Source organism: Saltatorellus ferox (assembly GCA_007751475.1).
In the GTDB taxonomy this organism is placed as follows: domain Bacteria; phylum Planctomycetota; class UBA1135; order UBA1135.
In genome coordinates this window covers 2,529,743-2,548,186 of the sequence record CP036434.1, presented here as the reverse complement: position 1 = coordinate 2,548,186, position 18,444 = coordinate 2,529,743, and the positions used below count along the sequence as shown (strand labels likewise).

13 protein-coding genes are annotated in these 18,444 nt (G+C 67.1%); 5 read left to right on the top strand and 8 right to left on the bottom strand.

The genetic code is table 11. The features are described 5' to 3' along the window. The first annotated feature begins 124 nt into the window (after window positions 1-124). Window positions 125-2,866 carry a pyruvate, water dikinase gene (gene ppsA / locus Poly30_RS09095; protein ID WP_145196456.1) on the top strand — a complete coding sequence of 914 codons (2,742 nt, stop codon included), beginning with the start codon at window positions 125-127 and terminating at the stop codon, window positions 2,864-2,866. 383 nt (window positions 2,867-3,249) lie between these two features. Here ppsA and Poly30_RS09090 read toward each other — a convergent pair whose 3' ends face one another. Further along, window positions 3,250-4,326 carry a S1C family serine protease gene (locus Poly30_RS09090; protein ID WP_145196454.1) on the bottom strand — a complete coding sequence of 359 codons (1,077 nt, stop codon included), beginning with the start codon at window positions 4,324-4,326 and terminating at the stop codon, window positions 3,250-3,252. A 409-nt stretch (window positions 4,327-4,735) separates the two neighbouring features. On the opposite strand from Poly30_RS09090, the gene Poly30_RS09085 reads away from it, so the two are divergent. Continuing rightward, window positions 4,736-5,812, top strand: coding sequence for an alpha/beta hydrolase family protein (locus Poly30_RS09085; protein ID WP_419191157.1), 1,077 nt, complete (start codon window positions 4,736-4,738; stop codon window positions 5,810-5,812). A gap of 72 nt (window positions 5,813-5,884) precedes the next feature. Here Poly30_RS09085 and Poly30_RS09080 read toward each other — a convergent pair whose 3' ends face one another. Continuing rightward, window positions 5,885-6,799: a glutaminyl-peptide cyclotransferase gene (locus Poly30_RS09080; RefSeq protein ID WP_419191156.1), complete on the bottom strand. Its 915-nt coding sequence runs from the start codon at window positions 6,797-6,799 to the stop codon at window positions 5,885-5,887. 285 nt (window positions 6,800-7,084) lie between these two features. Here Poly30_RS09080 and Poly30_RS09075 point away from each other — a divergent pair, with 285 nt between their 5' ends. Next, window positions 7,085-9,322, top strand: a complete 2,238-nt coding sequence (locus Poly30_RS09075; RefSeq protein ID WP_419191155.1) for a hypothetical protein — start codon at window positions 7,085-7,087, stop codon at window positions 9,320-9,322. A 130-nt stretch (window positions 9,323-9,452) separates the two neighbouring features. On the opposite strand, the gene rpsN is transcribed toward Poly30_RS09075, so the two are convergent. After that, window positions 9,453-9,758 (bottom strand): 30S ribosomal protein S14, encoded by a 306-nt coding sequence (gene rpsN / locus Poly30_RS09070; protein ID WP_145196448.1) that lies wholly within the window; start codon window positions 9,756-9,758, stop codon window positions 9,453-9,455. A 207-nt stretch (window positions 9,759-9,965) separates the two neighbouring features. On the opposite strand from rpsN, the gene Poly30_RS09065 reads away from it, so the two are divergent. Next, a complete protein-coding gene (locus Poly30_RS09065) occupies window positions 9,966-11,744 on the top strand; it encodes a M28 family peptidase (RefSeq protein ID WP_419191154.1) in 1,779 nt (592 codons plus the stop codon). Window positions 11,745-11,746: 2 nt separating this feature from the next. On the opposite strand, the gene Poly30_RS09060 is transcribed toward Poly30_RS09065, so the two are convergent. The 4 genes from Poly30_RS09060 to Poly30_RS09045 form a co-directional block, all read right to left on the bottom strand. Continuing rightward, window positions 11,747-12,832, bottom strand: coding sequence for a thioredoxin family protein (locus Poly30_RS09060; protein ID WP_145196444.1), 1,086 nt, complete (start codon window positions 12,830-12,832; stop codon window positions 11,747-11,749). A gap of 26 nt (window positions 12,833-12,858) precedes the next feature. Further along, the gene (locus Poly30_RS09055; protein WP_145196442.1) at window positions 12,859-13,857 is read right to left on the bottom strand and encodes a sugar phosphate isomerase/epimerase family protein; all 999 of its coding nucleotides are present in this window, start codon (window positions 13,855-13,857) and stop codon (window positions 12,859-12,861) included. A 101-nt stretch (window positions 13,858-13,958) separates the two neighbouring features. Further along, window positions 13,959-14,972: a CobW family GTP-binding protein gene (locus tag Poly30_RS09050; RefSeq protein WP_145196440.1), complete on the bottom strand. Its 1,014-nt coding sequence runs from the start codon at window positions 14,970-14,972 to the stop codon at window positions 13,959-13,961. A gap of 84 nt (window positions 14,973-15,056) precedes the next feature. Continuing rightward, window positions 15,057-15,599 (bottom strand): hypothetical protein, encoded by a 543-nt coding sequence (locus tag Poly30_RS09045; protein ID WP_145196438.1) that lies wholly within the window; start codon window positions 15,597-15,599, stop codon window positions 15,057-15,059. Between the two features lie 359 nt (window positions 15,600-15,958). On the opposite strand from Poly30_RS09045, the gene Poly30_RS09040 reads away from it, so the two are divergent. After that, complete coding sequence (locus Poly30_RS09040; RefSeq protein ID WP_145196436.1) at window positions 15,959-16,735, top strand: PilZ domain-containing protein; 777 nt, start codon at window positions 15,959-15,961, stop codon at window positions 16,733-16,735. A 29-nt stretch (window positions 16,736-16,764) separates the two neighbouring features. Here Poly30_RS09040 and Poly30_RS09035 read toward each other — a convergent pair whose 3' ends face one another. Then, window positions 16,765-17,835, bottom strand: a complete 1,071-nt coding sequence (locus Poly30_RS09035) for a hypothetical protein (RefSeq protein ID WP_145196434.1) — start codon at window positions 17,833-17,835, stop codon at window positions 16,765-16,767. Window positions 17,836-18,444 lie beyond the last annotated feature (609 nt).

The window sequence follows — 18,444 nt, the reverse complement described above, 5'->3', positions numbered from 1 at the left end:
GTGGCGCCATGACGCGCCAATTCTCACGAGCTTTCAAGGGATCCGTCACTCGATCCGATGAACCTGCATGAGACGCGCCCGCCCTGGGCGCCCCATCGCATTGCCGTCGACACCCAGGCACCCCATGACCTCCCCCACGCTCCTCCCCCGTGAAGACGCCCTCCTCCTGTGGTTCAACGAGGTCGGCAAGAACGACGCGGACCTCGTCGGCGGCAAGGGGGCATCGCTCGGGGAGCTCTACTGTGAACTCGTTCCGCGCGGCGTGCGGGTGCCCAATGGTTTCACGTCGACGGCGACCGCCTACCGAAGGTTCCTGGACGCGCCCACGCCCCGCGAGGCCTGGCTGGACGTCCCGGACGCCGAGGGGCTTCCCATGCTCCGGCGCACGGCCGTGCAGGCGGGCTGCCTGAGCGATGCGTTGACCGCGTGCTTCCAGGACGCCAACCCCGAGGACCACCTCGAGATGCACGCGCGCACCCAGCTGGCACGGGACATCGTCGTGGCGACGCCCGTGCCTGCGGAGGTCGAGTCGGCGCTTCGCGGCGCCTACGCCGAGCTCTGTACGGAGTATGGCGCCGAGGTCGACGTCGCCGTTCGCTCCTCCGCCACGGTCGAGGACTCGGACGAGGCCAGCTTCGCGGGCCAGTGCGAGAGCTACCTGAACGTGCATGGGCCCGAGAACGTCGTGCTCATGTGGAAGCACTGCTGTGCCAGCCTCTTCACCGAGCGCGCCGTTTCCTATCAGGTGGCGAAGAACATGGACCCGCTCGACGCCTCGCTCGCGGTGGTCGTGATGAAGATGGTGCGCAGCGACCTTGCGACCTCGGGCGTGATGTTCACGCTCGATCCGGACTCCGGGCACCGCGGCGTCATCCATATTTCCTCGAGCTACGGGCTCGGCGAACTCGTCGTGCAGGGCAGCGTTTCCCCCGACCACTTCACCGTGTGGAAGGAAGGCCTGAAGAGCGGCTACGCGGCGATCGTGCACCGTCACCTCGGCGCGAAGGACCTCCATATGGTCTATGCAGCCCAGGGCGCGACGAGCACCGAGAGCATGGACACGTCGAGCGCGCGCCGCCGCCAGTGGTCGCTCACCCGCGAGGAGATCGGGGAACTCGCTCGGATGGCGCTGACCATCGAAGAGCACTACGGCCAGCCGATGGACATCGAGTGGGCCAAGGACGGACGCAGCCAGGACCTCTTCATCGTTCAGGCGCGGCCGGAGACCGTTCACGCGCGCGCGTCGGTGAACGAGATCGTGCGCTACCACATGCCAGCGGGACTCGCTCGCCAGCTCGCGGCCGATGGCGCCGTGATCGCCGAGGGCCAGGCCGTCGGCACCCGCATCGGCTCCGGCGTCGTGCGGCTCTACAAGAGCTACGAAGAGGTCATCCTCAAGAAGCGCGCGCTACGCGAACGCCTCGCCGCGGGCGAGCGGCTCGAAGACATCCCCCCCGCGCAGCACGTCTTCGACAAGGGCGACGTGCTCGTCACCGAGATGACGACGCCGGACTGGGAGCCCCTGATGAAGGACGCTTCGCTCATCGTCACGGAGAAGGGCGGTCGCACCTCCCACGCGGCCATCATCGCACGCGAGTTCGGCATCCCTGCGATCGTTGGCTGCGAGGACGCCACCAAGAAGCTGAAGCCCATGCAGGAAGTCACGGGCTCCTGCGCGGAAGGCGACATCGCGCTCGTCTTCGATGGGATTCACCCCTTCGAGATCGAGCGCCAGGAGATCGACACCAGCGTCCAGCTCGACACGAAGATCAAGCTGAACGTTGGCTTCCCGGCGAAAGCTCTGGAGGACAGCCAGCTCCCCGTCGACGGCGTCGGCCTGGCTCGCCTCGAGTTCATTCTCACGTCCGAGGTCGGCGTGCACCCGCTCGCGCTGCTCTACCGCCAGGAACTCCAGGACTACCTGGAGCGCGGCGTCATGGTCCCGGAGCTCGAGCGCTTCCGCGAGGCCATCGAGGCCGAAGGTGAGGAAGAACTCCGCGGGCTCATCGGCGCCATCGATCGCCGCACAGGCGCGTACGCCGACAAGCGCCAGTTCTTCGTCGACCGCGTCATGGAAGGCGTGGGCCTGATCTGCGCTGCCTTCCACCCACGCCCCGTGCTCGTGCGACTTTCCGACCTCAAGTCGAACGAATACCGACAGCTCCTCGGTGGCCGGATCTTCGAGCCGGTGGAGGAGAACCCGATGATCGCGTGGCGCGGCGCGAGTCGCTACGTCGACCCCGATTTCCTTCCGGCCTTCGAGATGGAGTGCGACGCGCTTCGCCTCGTCAAGCGTCGCCTCGGCCTCGACAACCTCGAGCTGATGGTGCCGTTCTGCCGTAGTCCCGAGGAAGGCGCCGCCGTCCAGCGCCTCCTCACCGACCGCGGCCTCGGCGCCGAAGCGGGCGTGAAGCTGTTCCTGATGATCGAACTCCCGAGCAACGTCATCCTCGCGGATGAGTTCATCGATGCGATGGGACTCGCGGGCGGATCGATCGGCTCCAACGACCTCGTGCAAACGGTCTACGCGGTCAGCCGCGATGACCTGGAGGGCTACCGCCATCCCGTCGATGCGCGCTCCCCCGCCGTCAAGATCATGATCGAGAGTGCGGTGAAGTCCTTCCGCGACCGGGGCCTCGAGATCGGCATCTGCGGTCAGGCGCCGAGCGATCACCCCGATGAAGTGCCGCCGTTCCTCGTGGACTGCGGGATCAGCTCGATCTCGGTGACGCCGGACACGGCGATGCAGGTTCGGCTCGCCGTGGCGGAGGCCGAGGCGAAGAAGCGGAAGGAGGGCCGCTCCGCCCAAGACCTCGAGGCCAGTGAACTCGAGAGCGGGGGGACCGCCTCACCGGAGGTCGCCTGACGGCATCATCCCGGCCAGGCGACGCTCACGGTGAGGACGCGCCTTGGGGTCTGCGCCACAGAGCGCGATTCCGCGAGCACCGCCAGGATCCGAGCCCGGATCCGAGCCGGCGGCGATGCGCCAAAGCCCGATGGCGGGCTAGTGCCCTGAATCAGAAGTTCGTCGTATTAGTTTCAGTCTGTTTCGTTTCGTAGCAAGGCGTCCGGACCGCAGTGCGTAGCAGTAGTTCCGTCCAAGGTTCGGCAACGCAGCTACGGAGCGAAACAGGCGAAACTAATGCGACGAACTTCTGATTCGGGGCACCAGTGCCCTGAATCAGAAGTTCGTCGCATTAGTTTCGCCTGTTTCGCTCCGTAGCTGCGTTGCCGAACCTTGGACGGAACTTAGTCGCGGGCCACGGAGAGAGGTCGCTCCGCGAGCCGAACCGGGATGCTCATCCGCTCGCCGCTGCGGATCACCTCGACGGGCACCTCGGTGCCCGGCTTCACGTGAGCGATCGTGGTCATCAGCTGCTGCAGCGTCGTGACGGGCTCCCCGTCGACGCGGTCGATGATGTCGAGCGCTCGCAGGCCAGCGCTGGCGGCGGGCCCGTCCCTTCGCACGCTGGCGATGCGGACCTGGCTCTGCCCTTCGTAGCCGAGGGAAGCCAGCCCCTCGCTGGAGACCTCGCTCAGGTTGACGCCGAGGTATCCGCGCGAGACGCGTCCGTTCGTCGCAAGCTGCGCGACCACGTCGGAGACCATGGACGCGGGGATCGCGAAGCCTATGCCCTGCCCGCCACGGCGCGTATCGATGACCGCCGTGTTGATACCAAGGACCTGTCCATCGAGGTCGACCAGCGGCCCGCCGCTGTTCCCGGGGTTGATGGCCGCGTCGGTCTGAATGAAGTTGTCGTAGCTCGTGATGCCCTGGCTACGGCCCCGTCCGCTGACGATGCCCGCCGTGACGCTGTGGCCGAGCCCCATCGGGTTGCCGACGGCGATCACCCACTCACCGACCGTGGCCGGTCGATCGTCGCGGAGCCTCGCCGAGACCAGATCGTCTGCCTGGATCTCGACGAGCGCCAGGTCCGTCTCGTTGTCGAGGCCGACGATCCTGCCGTCGAAGGTGCGCCCGTCGACCAGCACGATCCTCAGGGTCGTGGCCCCTCGAACGACGTGGGCATTCGTGGCGATGAGACCGTCCTCGTCGATGATGACGCCGCTTCCCTGTCCTGCGGGGAACAGGCCGCCACCACCACTCTGAAAGCTCTCGATGCGTACGACCGCCGGGGCGATCTTGCGGCTGGCCGCTTCGAAGGCCGAGGACACCTCACGCGCAGTCGTGAGGCCAATGTCGTCGGGGTCCGGGCCCTTGGCGTCAGGAACGATCGCGCTACCGACGGCCAGTCCGAATCCGATCGCGGAGCCGAGCAGGCTCAGGGACGCCGTCGAGCGGAGAGTGCGAAATTGGTTCTTCATGCGGTTGTCGTTGGGTGGGTTCCCTGCCTACGAACTTGGGTCCGGAGTCAGAGTAGCGGACAGGCAAAAAAAATCGGGCGAGGAGTCTGCGCCTCAGAAGGCGAGCCGAGCTCTTCCGGCGTCTCCACCTGTGGCGAAGGCTTGTGGGAGACGCGGTCCGTCGCTTCAAGAGGTCCCGGTCCCGAGGCGACCACGGATGCCTTGAGGAAATCGCCGCCCCATGACGATACAGAAGAGAGACGAGCGCTCTGTCGATGGGCCGATCCCACGACCAAAGTGGCGCTCTGGGCCCCGAGACCCCCTACGATTCGCCCCAACGCCTGCAGCGGTCCGTCTCGCTTCGCCGCCGCCAGAGCCTCGGCGTCGTCGCCGAAGAACACACAGTCTGAACACGCGGCCACGATTTTCCATGCGCTACCCATTGCTCTCCTCCCCCTCTCTTCTTGCCACGGCGTGTCTCTCCGTCACGCTCGTCATGTCCGCGGGGTGCGCATCCGGGGGGGGGGCGGCCTCGGCGGATGTGCTCGCTCCGGAGCAGCGTGAGATCCCCCTGCTGGAGAGACTCGCGCCCGAGGACGGCACGATCATCTCCGCGCTCGAGACGGGAATCACGAAGAACTACGAGGAGCTCACTCCCAAGGGCCGCACGCTGTTCACCGAAGACGAGTGGGAGGCCGCGACGGACTCCGTCGACGGGCACGCCGAGCTTCTCACCTATTCGAGCGACGGGCTTCGGATCGGCGGTCTCATCGTCCGACCCGCGTCGACGGAGGGCCGCCGTCTCGGGGCGGTCGTCGTGAACCGCGATGGGCTCGCGGGCCGCGGACTCGACGAGGACCTGCTCCTCGCGGACCTCGCGCGCTACGCGAGGGAGGGCTTCGTCGCGGCCGCCAGCGCGTACCGCGGCAACCGCCTGAGCCAGGGCGTCGACGAACTCGGCGGCGACGACGTCCACGATGTACTCTCGATGGTCGCGCTGCTGCAGCGACTCGACTACGTGGACCCCGCGCGTATCTTCATGGTGGGGTTCGGACGCGGCGGTCTCATGACCTATCGCGCTCTGGAGATGGGCGCACCGGTCCGCGCTGCAGCCGTGATCTCCGGCGCCGCCGACATCGAAGAGATCGAGAGCTTCGACCCGGAGATCTCGAACGGCTTCGAGGACTCCGGCGGGTGGCCGGGCCTCGCCGAGATCCATGGCGGCTGGGGTGGCCCGGAAAAGCGCCGCCAGCTGGAACGACGCAATCCGCGTATCCGCGCGGACGACTGCACGACGCCGTTGCTCGTGATCCACGGACGTCTCGACGAGACGGTGCCGGTCGCCCAGGCCCTCTGCGTGACGACGCGCGTTCGGAAGAGCGGCACGCCGATCGAAGCGCTGATCTACGGCTACGCCAACCACGACCTCCTGGAGCAACAGGACGATTGGCGGAGCCGCGTGATGGCCTGGCTCAAGCGGCACGACACGCGATCGCTGCTCAACTGACGCTCTGCTGACCGGGTGCCCCGCCGACTGAGCGCCCTGCCAATCCGGGCGCCCTGCTAACCCGGGCGCCGTCTACTTCTCCCGAAGCTCGACCTGGTAGAGGTAGGGCCAGCGCTTGCCCGTCAGGAAGAGTCGCTCTCCCTCCTCGTCCCAGGCGATTCCGTTGAGCACATCCTCTTCGGGGTAGTTGACCCGCTCGGTCCCGAGCAAGCCCGTCATGTCGACCCAGGCATTGACCTTTCCGGTCGCCGGGTCGATGCGCGCGATCAGGTTGGACTTCCAGAGATTGGCCCAGATCTCGCCCCGGATCCACTCCAGTTCGTTGAGCTGATCGATGGGACGGCCACGATCGCTCACCTGGATCGAGCGGATGGGCTTCATGCCCTTGGGATCCAGGAACCGGATCTGACTCGTTCCGTCGCTCATCACGAGGCCCTCGTCACAGGTCGTCAGCCCCCACCCCTCGCCCGGATAGCTGTAGCCGTAGGAGAGAGGCCGCAGCGTGTTGATATCGAAGAGGAGCGCCTGACCGGCCTTCCAGGTCAGCATGTAGAAGAGGCCGTTGACGGCCGCGAGGCCCTCGCCGAAGAGCCGCCGATCGATGTCTCGCTTCTTCTGGACCTCGCCGGTCTCCAGATCGACGATACGAAGCGACGACTCGCCACGCTGACCCGTGCTCTCGTAGAGCTTGCCGTCCAGCCAGAGAAGGCCCTGGGTGTAGGCGCCGCGATCGTGCGGATAGCGGGCCACGACGTCGTACGTATAGAGCCTGGGTTCGGCCGGCTTCGCGGGTGGAACGTCTTCGGAAGCCTCCTCGGCAGCTTCTTGGCTATCAGAGGCCGCGGCTTCCTTCCCCGGGGCGCTCGGTTCGACCACTGCGGGGTCCATTCGCTCACCATCCGCGCAGGCTGCGAGGCCCGCCACCAGCAGCCACGCGGTCGCGGTAAGAGCGGAGGGTTCTTGAGAGCCAAGATGTGGCGAGTTCATGTTCATGGGAGCCTGGGCAGTTCCGGAGGGTCGCAGCGAGCGTCCAGTCACAGGATCGTAGCGGAGCTGCGGACGGTACGGACGCCTACGGCAGTCCAAAACGCTGGCGGCAGGGCATCCGACGAGGGCAATCCGTGGAGTCGCCTGCTAAGCTCGTGGACGGAGGCCAGGCGCCCTGATGACGCCTGGCAGCCTCGGAGCCGAACGCCCCAGCGGTCCCTTCATCGATTCCTATCCCCAGTTTCACCCCAGGAGCCTGGCCGATCCGGGCCCCACCGAAGCGCCATGACCCAACTGCACTGGACACGAGCCCACGCCGGAACGATCGGCCGCGGACTCCTTATCGGCTTCGGCCTCCTCGCGGCGAGCTGCGCGGACGACGACAACCCCACCTCCCAGATTCGCGTCCCCACCGTGGCGCGCTTCGCGCCTTCCGCTGGCGAGATCCCCTTTCCGAACGATCTGCTCTACTCGGGTTCGCTCGACGGAACGCTCAACCTTCCGGTCGCCGACCCGACGGATCCCACGGATCCGTTCATCGCGCTCAACACGCTCGATGGATTCTCGCCGGTGGCCCCCGGAAGCGTCACTTTCACCCGGCCCCTCGACCCCGCAACCGTCATCCCCGGGGATACCGTGCGGATGTTCGAGGTCACGGTCAGCACCGCGTCCAGCCCAGTCGGAGGCCCGGTCGCCTCGATCGATCGCGAGCTCGTCGCGGGCGTCGAGTTCGCCGCGGTGGTTTCGGGCGGCAACAGCATCGCGGTCCTGCCCCTGGCTCCGCTGACGCCCAGCACCGCCGTGAGCAACAGCGTCTACCTGGTCGTCGTGACGAACGGCGTGACGGACTCCGCTGGCGTGGCCGTCTCGAAGGACACGGAATACCTTTTCGCGTCCGAGGAGACGCCCTTCGACCCGGTCACCACGCCCCCGCAGCTCGTTCAGCTCCAAGGCCTCATCAATTCGCATCTGGCGAACTACGACGCGCAGCCCAACGCAGATCGCGATGAGGTCGTGGTCTCCTACACCTTCACCATCCAGTCGGTCGGCACCGCGCTCGAGACGATCTCCCAGATCGCCCAGGGGAACGAGTCTGCCGTGATCAGCGGTCTCTGCGGCCAGCTCGGCACCTGTGGCGGCGACACCGCCGACAATCCGTTCTCGGACGCGATGATCCGCGTCAACATGAACGCGATGACGATCGGCACCGCCAGTGAGCTGGTGGGCGGCCCTCCGGGCCAGGCCGAGATCTACGTCGGCGTCTTCGAGTCGCCGTACTACCTCACGCAGGCCGAGAACCTCTCCCTGATGTTCAACGGGCTCACGAACGATACGGCCCCGCTGAACACGCCCTGGTCGTCCCGCTACGCAGCCAACCCCGTCGCAACGGACAACAACCTCTCTCGCTTCAATCCGCTCCCGAATGCGACGAGCGCCCAGCGCATGCCGCTCCTTCTTTCGGTTCCGACGGTGGCCATGCCCGTGAACGGCTACCCCATCGTCATTTTCCAGCACGGCATCACGTCCAACCGGACCGCTCTGCTGGGAGTCGCCGAGTCGCTGGCCGCCGAGGGCTTCGCCGCGGTCGCCATCGACCTGCCGCTCCACGGTGTCGATGAGACGACCGGCATGCTGGCGGGCGGCGTCTCGATCTTCTCGGGCTACCGCCAGGTCACCATGGGCTCCCCCGCGGACGCCTGGGAGCGCACGTTCGGGATGGACCTCGCTACCCAGGCCCTGGGCGTGACCACCCCCGGACCTGACGGAGAGCCGGACAGCTCTGGCACGCACTTCATCAACCTCCAGAACCTCGCCGTCTCCCGGGACAACCTCCAGCAGGCCGTCGCGGACCTGATGAACCTGAAGGAGTCCCTCGGTAGCCTCACGGTGATGGGCGTGGACATGTTCGACGAGACGAACGTGCACTTCATGGGGCACTCGCTCGGCGGCATCGTCGGCACGCCGTTCCTCGCGCTCCAGTCGGGCATCACCGCCGCGACCCTGGGCATGCCAGGCGCCTCGATCCCCTACCTTCTGGACGGCTCGGTCGCCTTCGGGCCCGTCATCCAGGGCGGCCTGGCCGCCGCGGGCGTGACCCCCGGCACCTCGGAGTACGCCCAGTTCCTCGCGGCCGCGCAAACGGTCGTGGACACGGTCGACCCGATCAACCACGCGGCAGGGGTCCAGGCGAGCGGCGTCCAGCTTCTCCTTCTGGAGATCGTGGGCGGTGGAGCCCTCGGCGGGGTAAGCGACATCGTGGTGCCGAACGCGGTCGCGGGCGCCCCCTTCGCCGGGACCGAGCCGCTGATCTCGGCTCTCGGACTGAACTCGATCTCGGCGACCGCGACCGGCGGCATCTACGGAGCCGTTCGCTTCAACGAGGGGTCGCACGGGTCCCTGGTGACTCCTGGCGCAAGCGCCAGCGAGAACGCCGCCTATGCGGAGATCCAGGGCCAGATCCGGAGCTTCCACGCGTCGAACGGGCAGGACGTGACCGTGACCGACGGTACGCTGATCGAGTGATCCGCACGACGGGCCTGCTCGGGCTCCCCTCGCGGAGCTCGTGCAGGCCCGAAGCCAGGACCCCCCCCAAAAAAAAGAGGCCGGGACGCTCATGCGTCCCGGCCTCTTTCCGTGGCGGTCGACCGGCTGCTTACCAGCTGGCCTTGCGCATGCCGGGGACCTTGCCCTCGTGGGCGAGGTCGCGCAGCACGATACGGCAGACGCCGAAGCGGCGGTACACCGCGCGGGGGCGCCCCGTGAAGGAGCAGCGGAGGCGGACCCGGTTCGGGTTGGCGTTGCGCGGGATCTTCGCGAGGGCCTCGCGGGCCGCGTCCTTGTCCTCTTCGCTCGACTTCGTGGAGCGAATGGTCGCCTTGTACTCGGCACGACGGTCGGCGTACTTTGCGGCGAGAGCGCGGCGGCGCTCGTTCTTCTGGACGGCTGAGGTCTTGGCCATGTTCTGGTGCTTCGGACGGCCCGGGGGTCGGGACGCTGACGGTTGGTTCGGTGGAGGACTCCTGGAAGGCGGACGCATCGCGCGGGCGCCTGGAATCCGATGGGAATCCGGGGGGGCAGACGAACGTTCCGGGTAACCCGTCCGCCGTCGATCGAGCCGAAAAAGATACGGTGGCGCGGCTCCACTGGCAATCCAGCATCCGCCCAGATGATCTATCCGACCCAAAAAATCGTCAGAATCGCCTTCCTCGCGCTTCCGATCGCACTCTTTTGCCCCGGCGGCGCCGCCCAGGCGCCCGGCTCCAGCTCGGAGCTGAGCCTGCTACCTAAATCCAGCAGGACCACGATCGGACCCTTCCCGGGGGCCTCGATCGGCGGCCGGGACCACAGCGGACCGGCGGTGGCCCCCCCCATCACCGTGGCAGGCCGTCCCCTGCCGGACGAGCTGGAGGACCCTTCGGCAGGCGCCCCGGCAGGTGAAGTGGCAGGTCCGGCCCGATTCACAGGCCTCGTCTACGACGCTTTCGACGTCGGGACGGCGCTCGAGGACACGCTCTTCATCGATGGGTTCTACCGGACCCCCGGGAGCCCCCTCTACGACGCCGTGATCGATCGCCTGCATGCGCGCCTCGAGGCCGCGGGCTTCGGGATCTCGGACCGTCTCACCCTGAAGATCGTGGAAACGGACATGGGCCGCCCCGCCTGGTGGCCGCTCGGCGGCTCCCTCACCCTCGACAGCGCGGCGGGGTCAGAGCTTCTCCTGGCGTTCGGGTCGCCCGGCGACGCGCATCGGACGATGCTCCCCGTGGGTGCCCCCGAGGCCGACGTGGAGGGGCCCGTGGCCCTGTCGCTGAAGGACGTGACCCCGGGCTCCGTGCTCGCGACAAGAGCCCCGCTGAGCGGCCAGCTCGTCGGGAAAGCTGCCTCGCGCGGCGCGGTCTGCGTCCTCTCGAGCGCGCTCTTCCCCTTCACGATCGACCCCACTGGCGCCGATCGTCACCTCGACGCGATCCGCTTCGAAACCGCGCCGCGCGGCGCCACGATCGCCGTCGGCAAGATCTCGCCTCGGATCCTCGACCGCATCGAAGCCGCGAAGGCCGCCGACGACGCGTCGACGCTACGGTTCATCGCCAAGACGAAGACGGCCCAGCGGCCCCTCCGTACGCTCATCGCTGAGATTCTGGGTGAGGAAACGCCGGGCGAGGCGGTCGCCATCGCATCCCACCTTCAGGAGCCCGGAGCCGGGGACAACGCCGCTGGAGCCGCGGGGCTCTGCTCGGCCGCGGTCGCCATCGCGACGCTGATGGACGAGCGCAAGATCGCGCCGCCGAGTCGAACCCTCGCCTTCGTCTTCGGAAACGAGATGGAGCAGTCGCGCATCTGGCTGGAAGCGACCGATCGAAAGACGATCGCGGCCCTTTCGGCCGACATGCTCGGTCAGTCGCCGGAACGAACGGGGGCGGTGGCTCTCCTCGAGCGAACGCCGGACCCCGGCGCTCTCTATACGATCCTGCCGGACGAGCACACCCCGTGGGGAGCCGGCCGCGTGTCCGAGGAGGACATGAGACCCAACGGAGTCAACGTGATCTGCCGCGAGGCGTTGATCGACGTCGCCGCGCACGTCGGCGGCTGGCATACCTCGGAAAACCCCTGGGAGGGCGGCAGCGATCACGACGTTTTCAACGATGCCACGATTCCAGCGGCGCTCATGTGGCACTTCACGGACTTCACCTATCACACCAGCCTGGACCGGATGGGGATGATCGATGCGCGCGAGCTTCATAACACCTGTACGGCCATCGTCAGCGCAGGGCTCGCCCTGGCGGACCTCAGGCCCGCGGACGTTCCGAGGCACCTGGCGTCGAACGAGCTGGAAAGGAAGCTGCGCAAGGAGGCCGCAGCGACGGACAAGAACACGGCGGCAGCCGCCGCGTGGGACAGGTGGTGCGACGGCGTGAACGAGTGGTTCGCACCCTTCGCGAAGTAGGCCTACTTCCCGGCCAGATCCTTGAGCATGCGCCGCAGGTTCTCGTCGACCGGATCCAGGCGCAGGGCAAAGGTGGCCATGATCCGCGCGCGCTCAGCGTCCTGCTGCCAGTTCTTGATCCAGTAGGCGCAGTCTCCGTAGAGCTGCGCCGCCACCTGGCGATCGTGAACGGGAACCGTGGCGAGCATGGCCTCCGCCCGTAGGATCAGCGGCGCCACTTCGGACGGGTCCCCGACGGTCCGCATGGCCGCAGCGAGCGCCGCCTCGGGGAGGCCCGCTGCGTTCTTCGGGTCCGCGCGGAACGCACGGTCGACGAGTGCGTCATCGACCACGTTGGCGCCGGACAGCGCCAGAATGGCCTGCGCCTCAGCGTCGGACTCCGCCGGCGTCGCGCCGGAGACGGGGATACCCGAGAGGAAGGCCCGCACGATCGGCACCAGCGGTCGACCCAGCTGATGTGGGCCGGCGGATTGGAGCCCATCGACCGCGGCCAAGGCGGCGGCCAGGGCCTCCTCCTTCGAACTCGCCGACGCCACCGCCGACTTCACGGCCGCCACCGCAGCCTCCAGTTCACGGGCCCGACGCTGCTGTTCGACGAGCTTGTCCACGTAGGGTCCTGCGCCGCCGCGCTCGTAGCCCATGGCGGCGTACGCCGTGCCATCCGCCGTCATCAGGATGATGCTCGGGAAGCCGGACACGCCCAGCGATTTCTTCAGCGCATCGTTCTTGTCGGCGCAGGGTAGATCGCGGCGCGCGTTCCCCTGGGCGTCGAAGTCCGCCTTCACGAGAACGAAGTTCGAAGCGGCTGCCTCCGCGAAGAGCGGTGTCCCGAGCACCTGGGCGTCGAGCTTCTTGCACCACGAACACCACCCCGTGCCGGTGAAGTCCACCAGCACGTGCTTGCCCTCGGCCCCGGCGATCCGGCGCGCCTCGTCGATGTCGGCGTACCAGCGCGCCTCCTGCGCGGCTTGCTGCACCGCTTCCTTTACAGCCTCCATCGCCGGGACCTCGACCCCACGACCGGTCTGCGGCGGGCCGGAAATCGAAGGGGCCGAAGCGGCGAGGAGAACGAGCGCAGCGAGGTTCATGGCGATCAGGCTCAAGGGTATCCGGCTCAGCCCAGCTCGGCCCGGACGCGCTCCAGAAGAGCTTTCGTCGCGAGGATTCCAGCCGCCTCGTCGCCGTTGCCTCCCTCGTACTCAATGCCGACCCAGCCCCTGTAGCCAGCGTCCTGGACGATCTGGAGCATTCGTTTGTAGTCGGTCTTCGTCTCGTTTCCAGACGCGTCGAAGTCGTGGGTCTTCGCGCTCACGGCCTTCGCATACGGCATGAGGTCCGCGACGCCCTGATAACGGTCGTAGTCGTAGAAGTTGCCGAAGTCCGGCAGCGTTCCGACCCGCGGATGATCCGCGCGCTTCATCACGTCGGCGAGCCATGCGCCGTCCGAGGACAGGCCGCCATGGTTCTCGACGATGACGTTGATGTCGTACGCGTCGCTGACGCGGGCGATGCGACGAAGAGAGTCGGCGGCGCGCGCAGCCATCTCGTCCCGCTCGCCCTGCCCCCCCGCGTTGACGCGAATGGAGTGGCAGCCGAGATACGCCGCAGCGGCGACCCACTTGAAGTGATTCTCGACCGCGTCTCGACGATGCGCATCGTCGGCGTCCGCGAGCTGTCCTTCCCCATCGACCATGATCAGAAGGCTTTGCACGCCCGCATCGGTGCAGGCAGCACGGAGCTCTTCGAGGTAGCCGAAGTCCGTCCCGCGAGCGACGTCCTCACCGCTGGCGTTCGGCGAACGGAAGAACGCGTTGACGTACTCGATCCCGTCGCATCCGAACTGCGCCTTCGCCACCGAAGGGAAGTCCAGATTGCGGATTCCACCCTCGTTCGTGGGCTTGCGGAGGGTGCGATGCAGGGACCACTCGGCGAGGGAGATCTTGAACCAGGGGTCGTCCTTGGAGTTCATGCTGGGTGCGTGGCGGAGTCGTTCCCCGGTGTCCAGGAGGGAATTGGCTGCTGCCCCTATCTCCCCTCCGATACCGGCGGCCAGAAGGCCCGCCGTTCCGGTGACGAAGTGGCGGCGGGAGAGGGCGGATGCAGGGAGGGTCATGGCGTGACGTGGAGGCCTGACGTGGAGACGAGGTGAAACGGGGCGATGCCGCGCTCGCGCCATCGCACGGGCATCGTAGCCTCTGCGGGCTCTCGTCGCGATCAGCCGGCTCCGGTGATCGCCGCCCAGCCCCTGCGAATCTCGGCCTCGTCCAGGTCTCGACCGATCAGGACGAGCTGTGATCGCTCCGGGGCCTCACCTTCACCATCGGTGACCTCGAGCCAGCGATAGACGCCCTGGATCTCCAGGCATCTCGGCGGGACTCCCTGCTGGCCACCTTGCCGGGAGCGGGCAGCGACGACGCCCTTGGCGCGCATCAGCTCGTGCGACCGCCGTTTGGCAAGGAACTCGAGCCAGATCACGAGTGCGTCCACATCGACGGCCCCCTTCGCCACGAGCGAGACAGATCCGAGCCCCTTCGTATGCCTGGCCACTTCGCGGTCCGCGGCGCGCGTCACCCGTGGCCCCGGTGGCTCGCGCTCGACCGCGCCCTTTTGGCCCAGGACCCAATCGAGCGGTACCTCCGCGCGCACGGCGGTCCGAACGTCCGCCAGCGGGTTGAGCGACCGCATGAGCCCGGCCACGCGCTCCGCCTCCTCGGCTTCGACTCGATCCGCGTGGTTCAGCACGATCCGATCCGCGTAGGCGATCTGGGCCTCGGCTTCGGCCGTTTCGCGCAGCAGATGATCGATCAGCCCCGCGTGAACGAGAGCCACGATGCCGTCCAGATGCACGCGCGCCTGGAGAACGCCGTCGATCAGGAAAGTCTGCGCGGCCGGACCCGGTGACGCAGCCCCCGATGCCTCCACGAGGACGCGATCGAAAGGAGCCCGAGCGGGGTCCTCGGGGACGAGCCCGAGAAGAGTGGTCCGAAGATCATCCTGGATCTCGCAGCAAATGCAGCCATTCGCCAGCTCGACGACGGCCCCACCTCCCTGCGAGTCGGCGCGCTTCACGTTGGCGCGCTGCAGGAGATCCCCATCGATGCCGACCTCACCGAACTCGTTGACGATGACGGCGCAGCGGACGCCGTGCGACCCCGCCAGAATCCGTCGAACGAGGGTCGTTTTGCCCGAGCCGAGGAAGCCCGCAATCAGTGTCACCGGAACGGTCATGGGCTAGGAGTCTGCGCCACAGAATGCGGTTTCGCGAGTGCCGTCAGGATTCGCGCTCGCAAGGCGCGCCGGACCCCAATGGCATTAATTCCTGCGATCCGCGAGCTCGCTTTCGGTCTCCTCGAGCCTGCGCTCCAGCTTGTCCAGGTAGCGCGCGTTGCGCTCTGCGTCCATTCGCATCTCGGCGAGTTCATCCTCGATCTGCCGACGAGCGGCGTGCCCGAGCGCCAGCATACGTCGGAGGCTCTCGATCTCTTCCGCTTGCGCGGTGAATCGAGCGCGTGCACGCTTGCGAAGGGCGACGAGGCGCGAGCGGGTGCGACGGGTATTCACATCGTCCATATCGTGGGTCACGATGCGAGCCTCGAGCTCCGCGATGTGCGCGTCACGCAGGCTCACCGCTTCGTAGAGCCGCGAGCGCTCTGCTTCGGCCGCGAGGCGGGCGTCCTCGGAGGCACGCGCCTGAGCGCGGAGCGATTCGATCTCCGTGCGAAGCCTCTGGCTCTCCTCGTTGGCTTCGTCCACATCGGCCGCCCAGGACGCGATCGAAGCTTCGAGTCGCCCGATACGCTCACGAAGATTGAGGTTCTCCGCGACGGCGATGCGGTGTGAGAAATCGGCGGCCATGTCAGGGGTGGCAACACCGGGGCGTACCGCCTCATCGGTTGCCCCATCAGGGGCTGTGGATGAGGCCGTCTCGGAGGGAGAAAGGGCAGATTTCGGCAGATGTGGCTTCATGGCGTTGTCCAACGCTACCCCACCAGCACGCGGCTGACGCGGGGGGCTCGAAATGCGCGGCAATAAGTTTCCACGAGGGGATCGTACCGCGACGGGCTGACCCACGCCCATGAGCCGCAGGCCGACCGCCGTCTCGACCTGGGACGAAGATTCTTCCGGCAGGGTCCAGTTTCGGCGGTGGGCTTCATCAGCACGCCAGAGCTGGCCGAAGAATCGCCCGTCGGAGCCCCCCCACTCCGAGTCATCCCATGAAGTTCAGCCTCTTCAAAAGAGCCAAGCGCCATTCGTCGGCTCCCGCTCCCAGAGAGTCGACGCGGCCGCAGCACGCGGCTCTTCCGGAAGCGGAGGACCTGCACGTCCAGCTGCTGCTCGACGGCCATCAGCCGTTCCGCGTGGAGCTGTACGACATGAACATCCAGGGCGCCGAGATCGTGCTCCCGTTCCATCTGGCGCCGCTCGGGGGCGAAGGGGAGGTCGTGGAACTCGACATCTACCACCCAAAGGACGGCTGGCGCGTCCGAGCGATCGGACGAGTTCGGCGCCTCGACCAATGGGACGATGCCATGGTCCTGATCGAGATCCAGTTCTCGCAGCTCGGCGACCTGTACGCCCAGCTGGACGACGCGCTCGGCCGCTACTTCAACCGTCGCTCGGCGATGCGCGTGAAGCCTGACATCGACTCCGTCGTCCGCGTCAAGATCGCTTACGGCCCCCACCGCGTCCGCGGCGAGGCCCAGGATCTCTCTCGCACGGGACTCGGCGTTTCCCTGCCGCTCGTCCAGGCGGCCATTTTCCGCAGCGGGGAACGCGTTACCATTTTCGTGGACGTCCCGGGCATCAAGGAGCCGTTCGAAGGCCCCGCGGTCATCAAGCACGGCTATCGCAGCGGCCCGGACGTCGTGCTCGGCATCGAGTTCGACCTCCTCGCAGATTCCCCGATGAAGAAGCGTCGCGCCGAATTCCTGCGCTACGTGGAAGCGCGCCGGGAAGCGATCGAGGCGTGGCAGCTGCGCCTCACCAGCTGACGGCTTCGGCACGGCGACGGAGTGCTCTCTCAGGAAAACGGGATCTCGATCCCGTCGGAGAAGTTGGACGTCGGTGCACCCCCTGATGAGTCGCGGAACCAGCACTGGAAGCGCCAGGTCTCGCCCGCATTCACCGAGACGAATCCGTTGGGCTGCGGAATGGCCGTCAGATCCACGGAGAGCCCGATGGTCCCGCCCGGGCCCGAATTCTGGATCTGCCCGGCACCGATGTAGCGCCCGACGGCGCCGCTCAAGCAGAGGTTGCCGGCGGAGCCACCCGGATTCGCGGCAAAGCCGGCCGTCTCGGACACGATGAAGAATCCGAAGACGAGCTGGGGCATCGAGAGGCACTCGAGGCTCAGCTGGTTCGCTCCGACCGCAGCGGAGCCGGAAGCGGCCATCCGTGCGGCCACGCCGGAGCTGTTCACGTTGGCCGCGCAGTAGTTGGTCCCGAGCGGCGCGGCGAGAACCGTCACGAGGGACCCCTGGTTCCCAACCGCATCGACCCGAATGTTGGTGCCCTCGACGGCGGGCTGCCCGTCCACCGTCAGACTGGTGAGATGCTCGTTCCGGAACTCCGTCGGGTCTTCCAGGCGGAACTCGAGCCGGGCACCGAGCGTCATGTTGACATACGACTGATTCAACGGGTCCCCGGGTCCGCCGAGGATCACCTGGCTGCTCGAATCGATATCGATCCAGGTATCGTTCACGACGAAGTACGGCTCGAAGCTCGCGCCGTTCACGACCTCGACCGTGATTCCAACGGAGGCGCCCGGTTCGGATCCGAGTCCGTCGTCGGCCGCTGCGAACACGCGCATGCCGTCGATCACCACGCCGAAGCCATCTCCGACCTGGAAGGAGCCCTGTCCCGCAAGATCGGGAATTCGCGCGTCGGGGGCAGGGCCGATGAAGCGCACGTTATCGAGGATCGGCACGCCAGGATCGAGCATGGTGACCGTCGAGGCGGTGAGGTCCCAGTTGCCTTCGACGAAGATCCCCGGCCCGACGGCGCCGGTCCAGGTGATCTGAGCAATTCCTGCGGACGGCAGGAGCGAGGACGCGAGGGCGAGGACTGAAAGGTGCCGGAGTGAGAGCTTCATCCCCATAAGCTAGCTGCCCCGAGCGTATCTTGGGAGCCTGGTTCACCGGCCAACTCGCACTCCGCGCCCCCGAACCTCCCACTCTTGCCTCCCCGTCACAAGGCGTGGGCCAGGGCCAAGCTCGCACCCTGTTCATGTGACTGCCAAGGGCTTGGGGCTCGGGGGGGGAGGCAGTCTGCTGGGCTGCTGGGCTGCTACCAATACAACCAAGGAAGCGGGAGGAGCGGGAGCTTGGCAGGCGCGGCGGCCTTGGGAGGGATGGGGAGTTGTCAGGGTGCGAGCTTGGCCCTGGCCCACGCCTTGTGACGGGGAGGCAAGACTGGGAGGTTCGGGGGCGCGGAGTGCGAGTTGGCCGGTGGGAATGGTCTGCCGAGTATATTGTTCGAGGGTGGATGGGGGATTTGGCTAAAGTGGCGAGTTTGAGCTTTAAAGCGTGATTTGGAGGCTATTTGGAGTTGATGGATTGGCTCGTTTGGGCTATGGTAATGCATGGCAAAAGCGCGCATGGGGAGGGCGTTGGGGGAGGGCGTTGGGGGCGGGTGAGACAAGGGAGCGTTTTTGCAGAGCGCTTCCATCTGGAGGTGATCAAGTCGCCGACGCAGATGCGGA

Coding starts and splice junctions, on each gene's coding strand:
- Poly30_RS09065 (WP_419191154.1), top strand. CDS start 9,966: ATGATCTATCCGACCCAAAAAATCGTCAGAATCGCCTTCCTCGCGCTT.
- Poly30_RS09045 (WP_145196438.1), bottom strand. CDS start 15,599: ATGGCCGCCGATTTCTCACACCGCATCGCCGTCGCGGAGAACCTCAAT.
- Poly30_RS09050 (WP_145196440.1), bottom strand. CDS start 14,972: ATGACCGTTCCGGTGACACTGATTGCGGGCTTCCTCGGCTCGGGCAAA.
- Poly30_RS09085 (WP_419191157.1), top strand. CDS start 4,736: ATGCGCTACCCATTGCTCTCCTCCCCCTCTCTTCTTGCCACGGCGTGT.
- rpsN (WP_145196448.1), bottom strand. CDS start 9,758: ATGGCCAAGACCTCAGCCGTCCAGAAGAACGAGCGCCGCCGCGCTCTC.
- ppsA (WP_145196456.1), top strand. CDS start 125: ATGACCTCCCCCACGCTCCTCCCCCGTGAAGACGCCCTCCTCCTGTGG.
- Poly30_RS09055 (WP_145196442.1), bottom strand. CDS start 13,857: ATGACCCTCCCTGCATCCGCCCTCTCCCGCCGCCACTTCGTCACCGGA.
- Poly30_RS09035 (WP_145196434.1), bottom strand. CDS start 17,835: ATGAAGCTCTCACTCCGGCACCTTTCAGTCCTCGCCCTCGCGTCCTCG.
- Poly30_RS09060 (WP_145196444.1), bottom strand. CDS start 12,832: ATGAACCTCGCTGCGCTCGTTCTCCTCGCCGCTTCGGCCCCTTCGATT.
- Poly30_RS09090 (WP_145196454.1), bottom strand. CDS start 4,326: ATGAAGAACCAATTTCGCACTCTCCGCTCGACGGCGTCCCTGAGCCTG.
- Poly30_RS09075 (WP_419191155.1), top strand. CDS start 7,085: ATGACCCAACTGCACTGGACACGAGCCCACGCCGGAACGATCGGCCGC.
- Poly30_RS09040 (WP_145196436.1), top strand. CDS start 15,959: ATGAAGTTCAGCCTCTTCAAAAGAGCCAAGCGCCATTCGTCGGCTCCC.
- Poly30_RS09080 (WP_419191156.1), bottom strand. CDS start 6,799: ATGAACTCGCCACATCTTGGCTCTCAAGAACCCTCCGCTCTTACCGCG.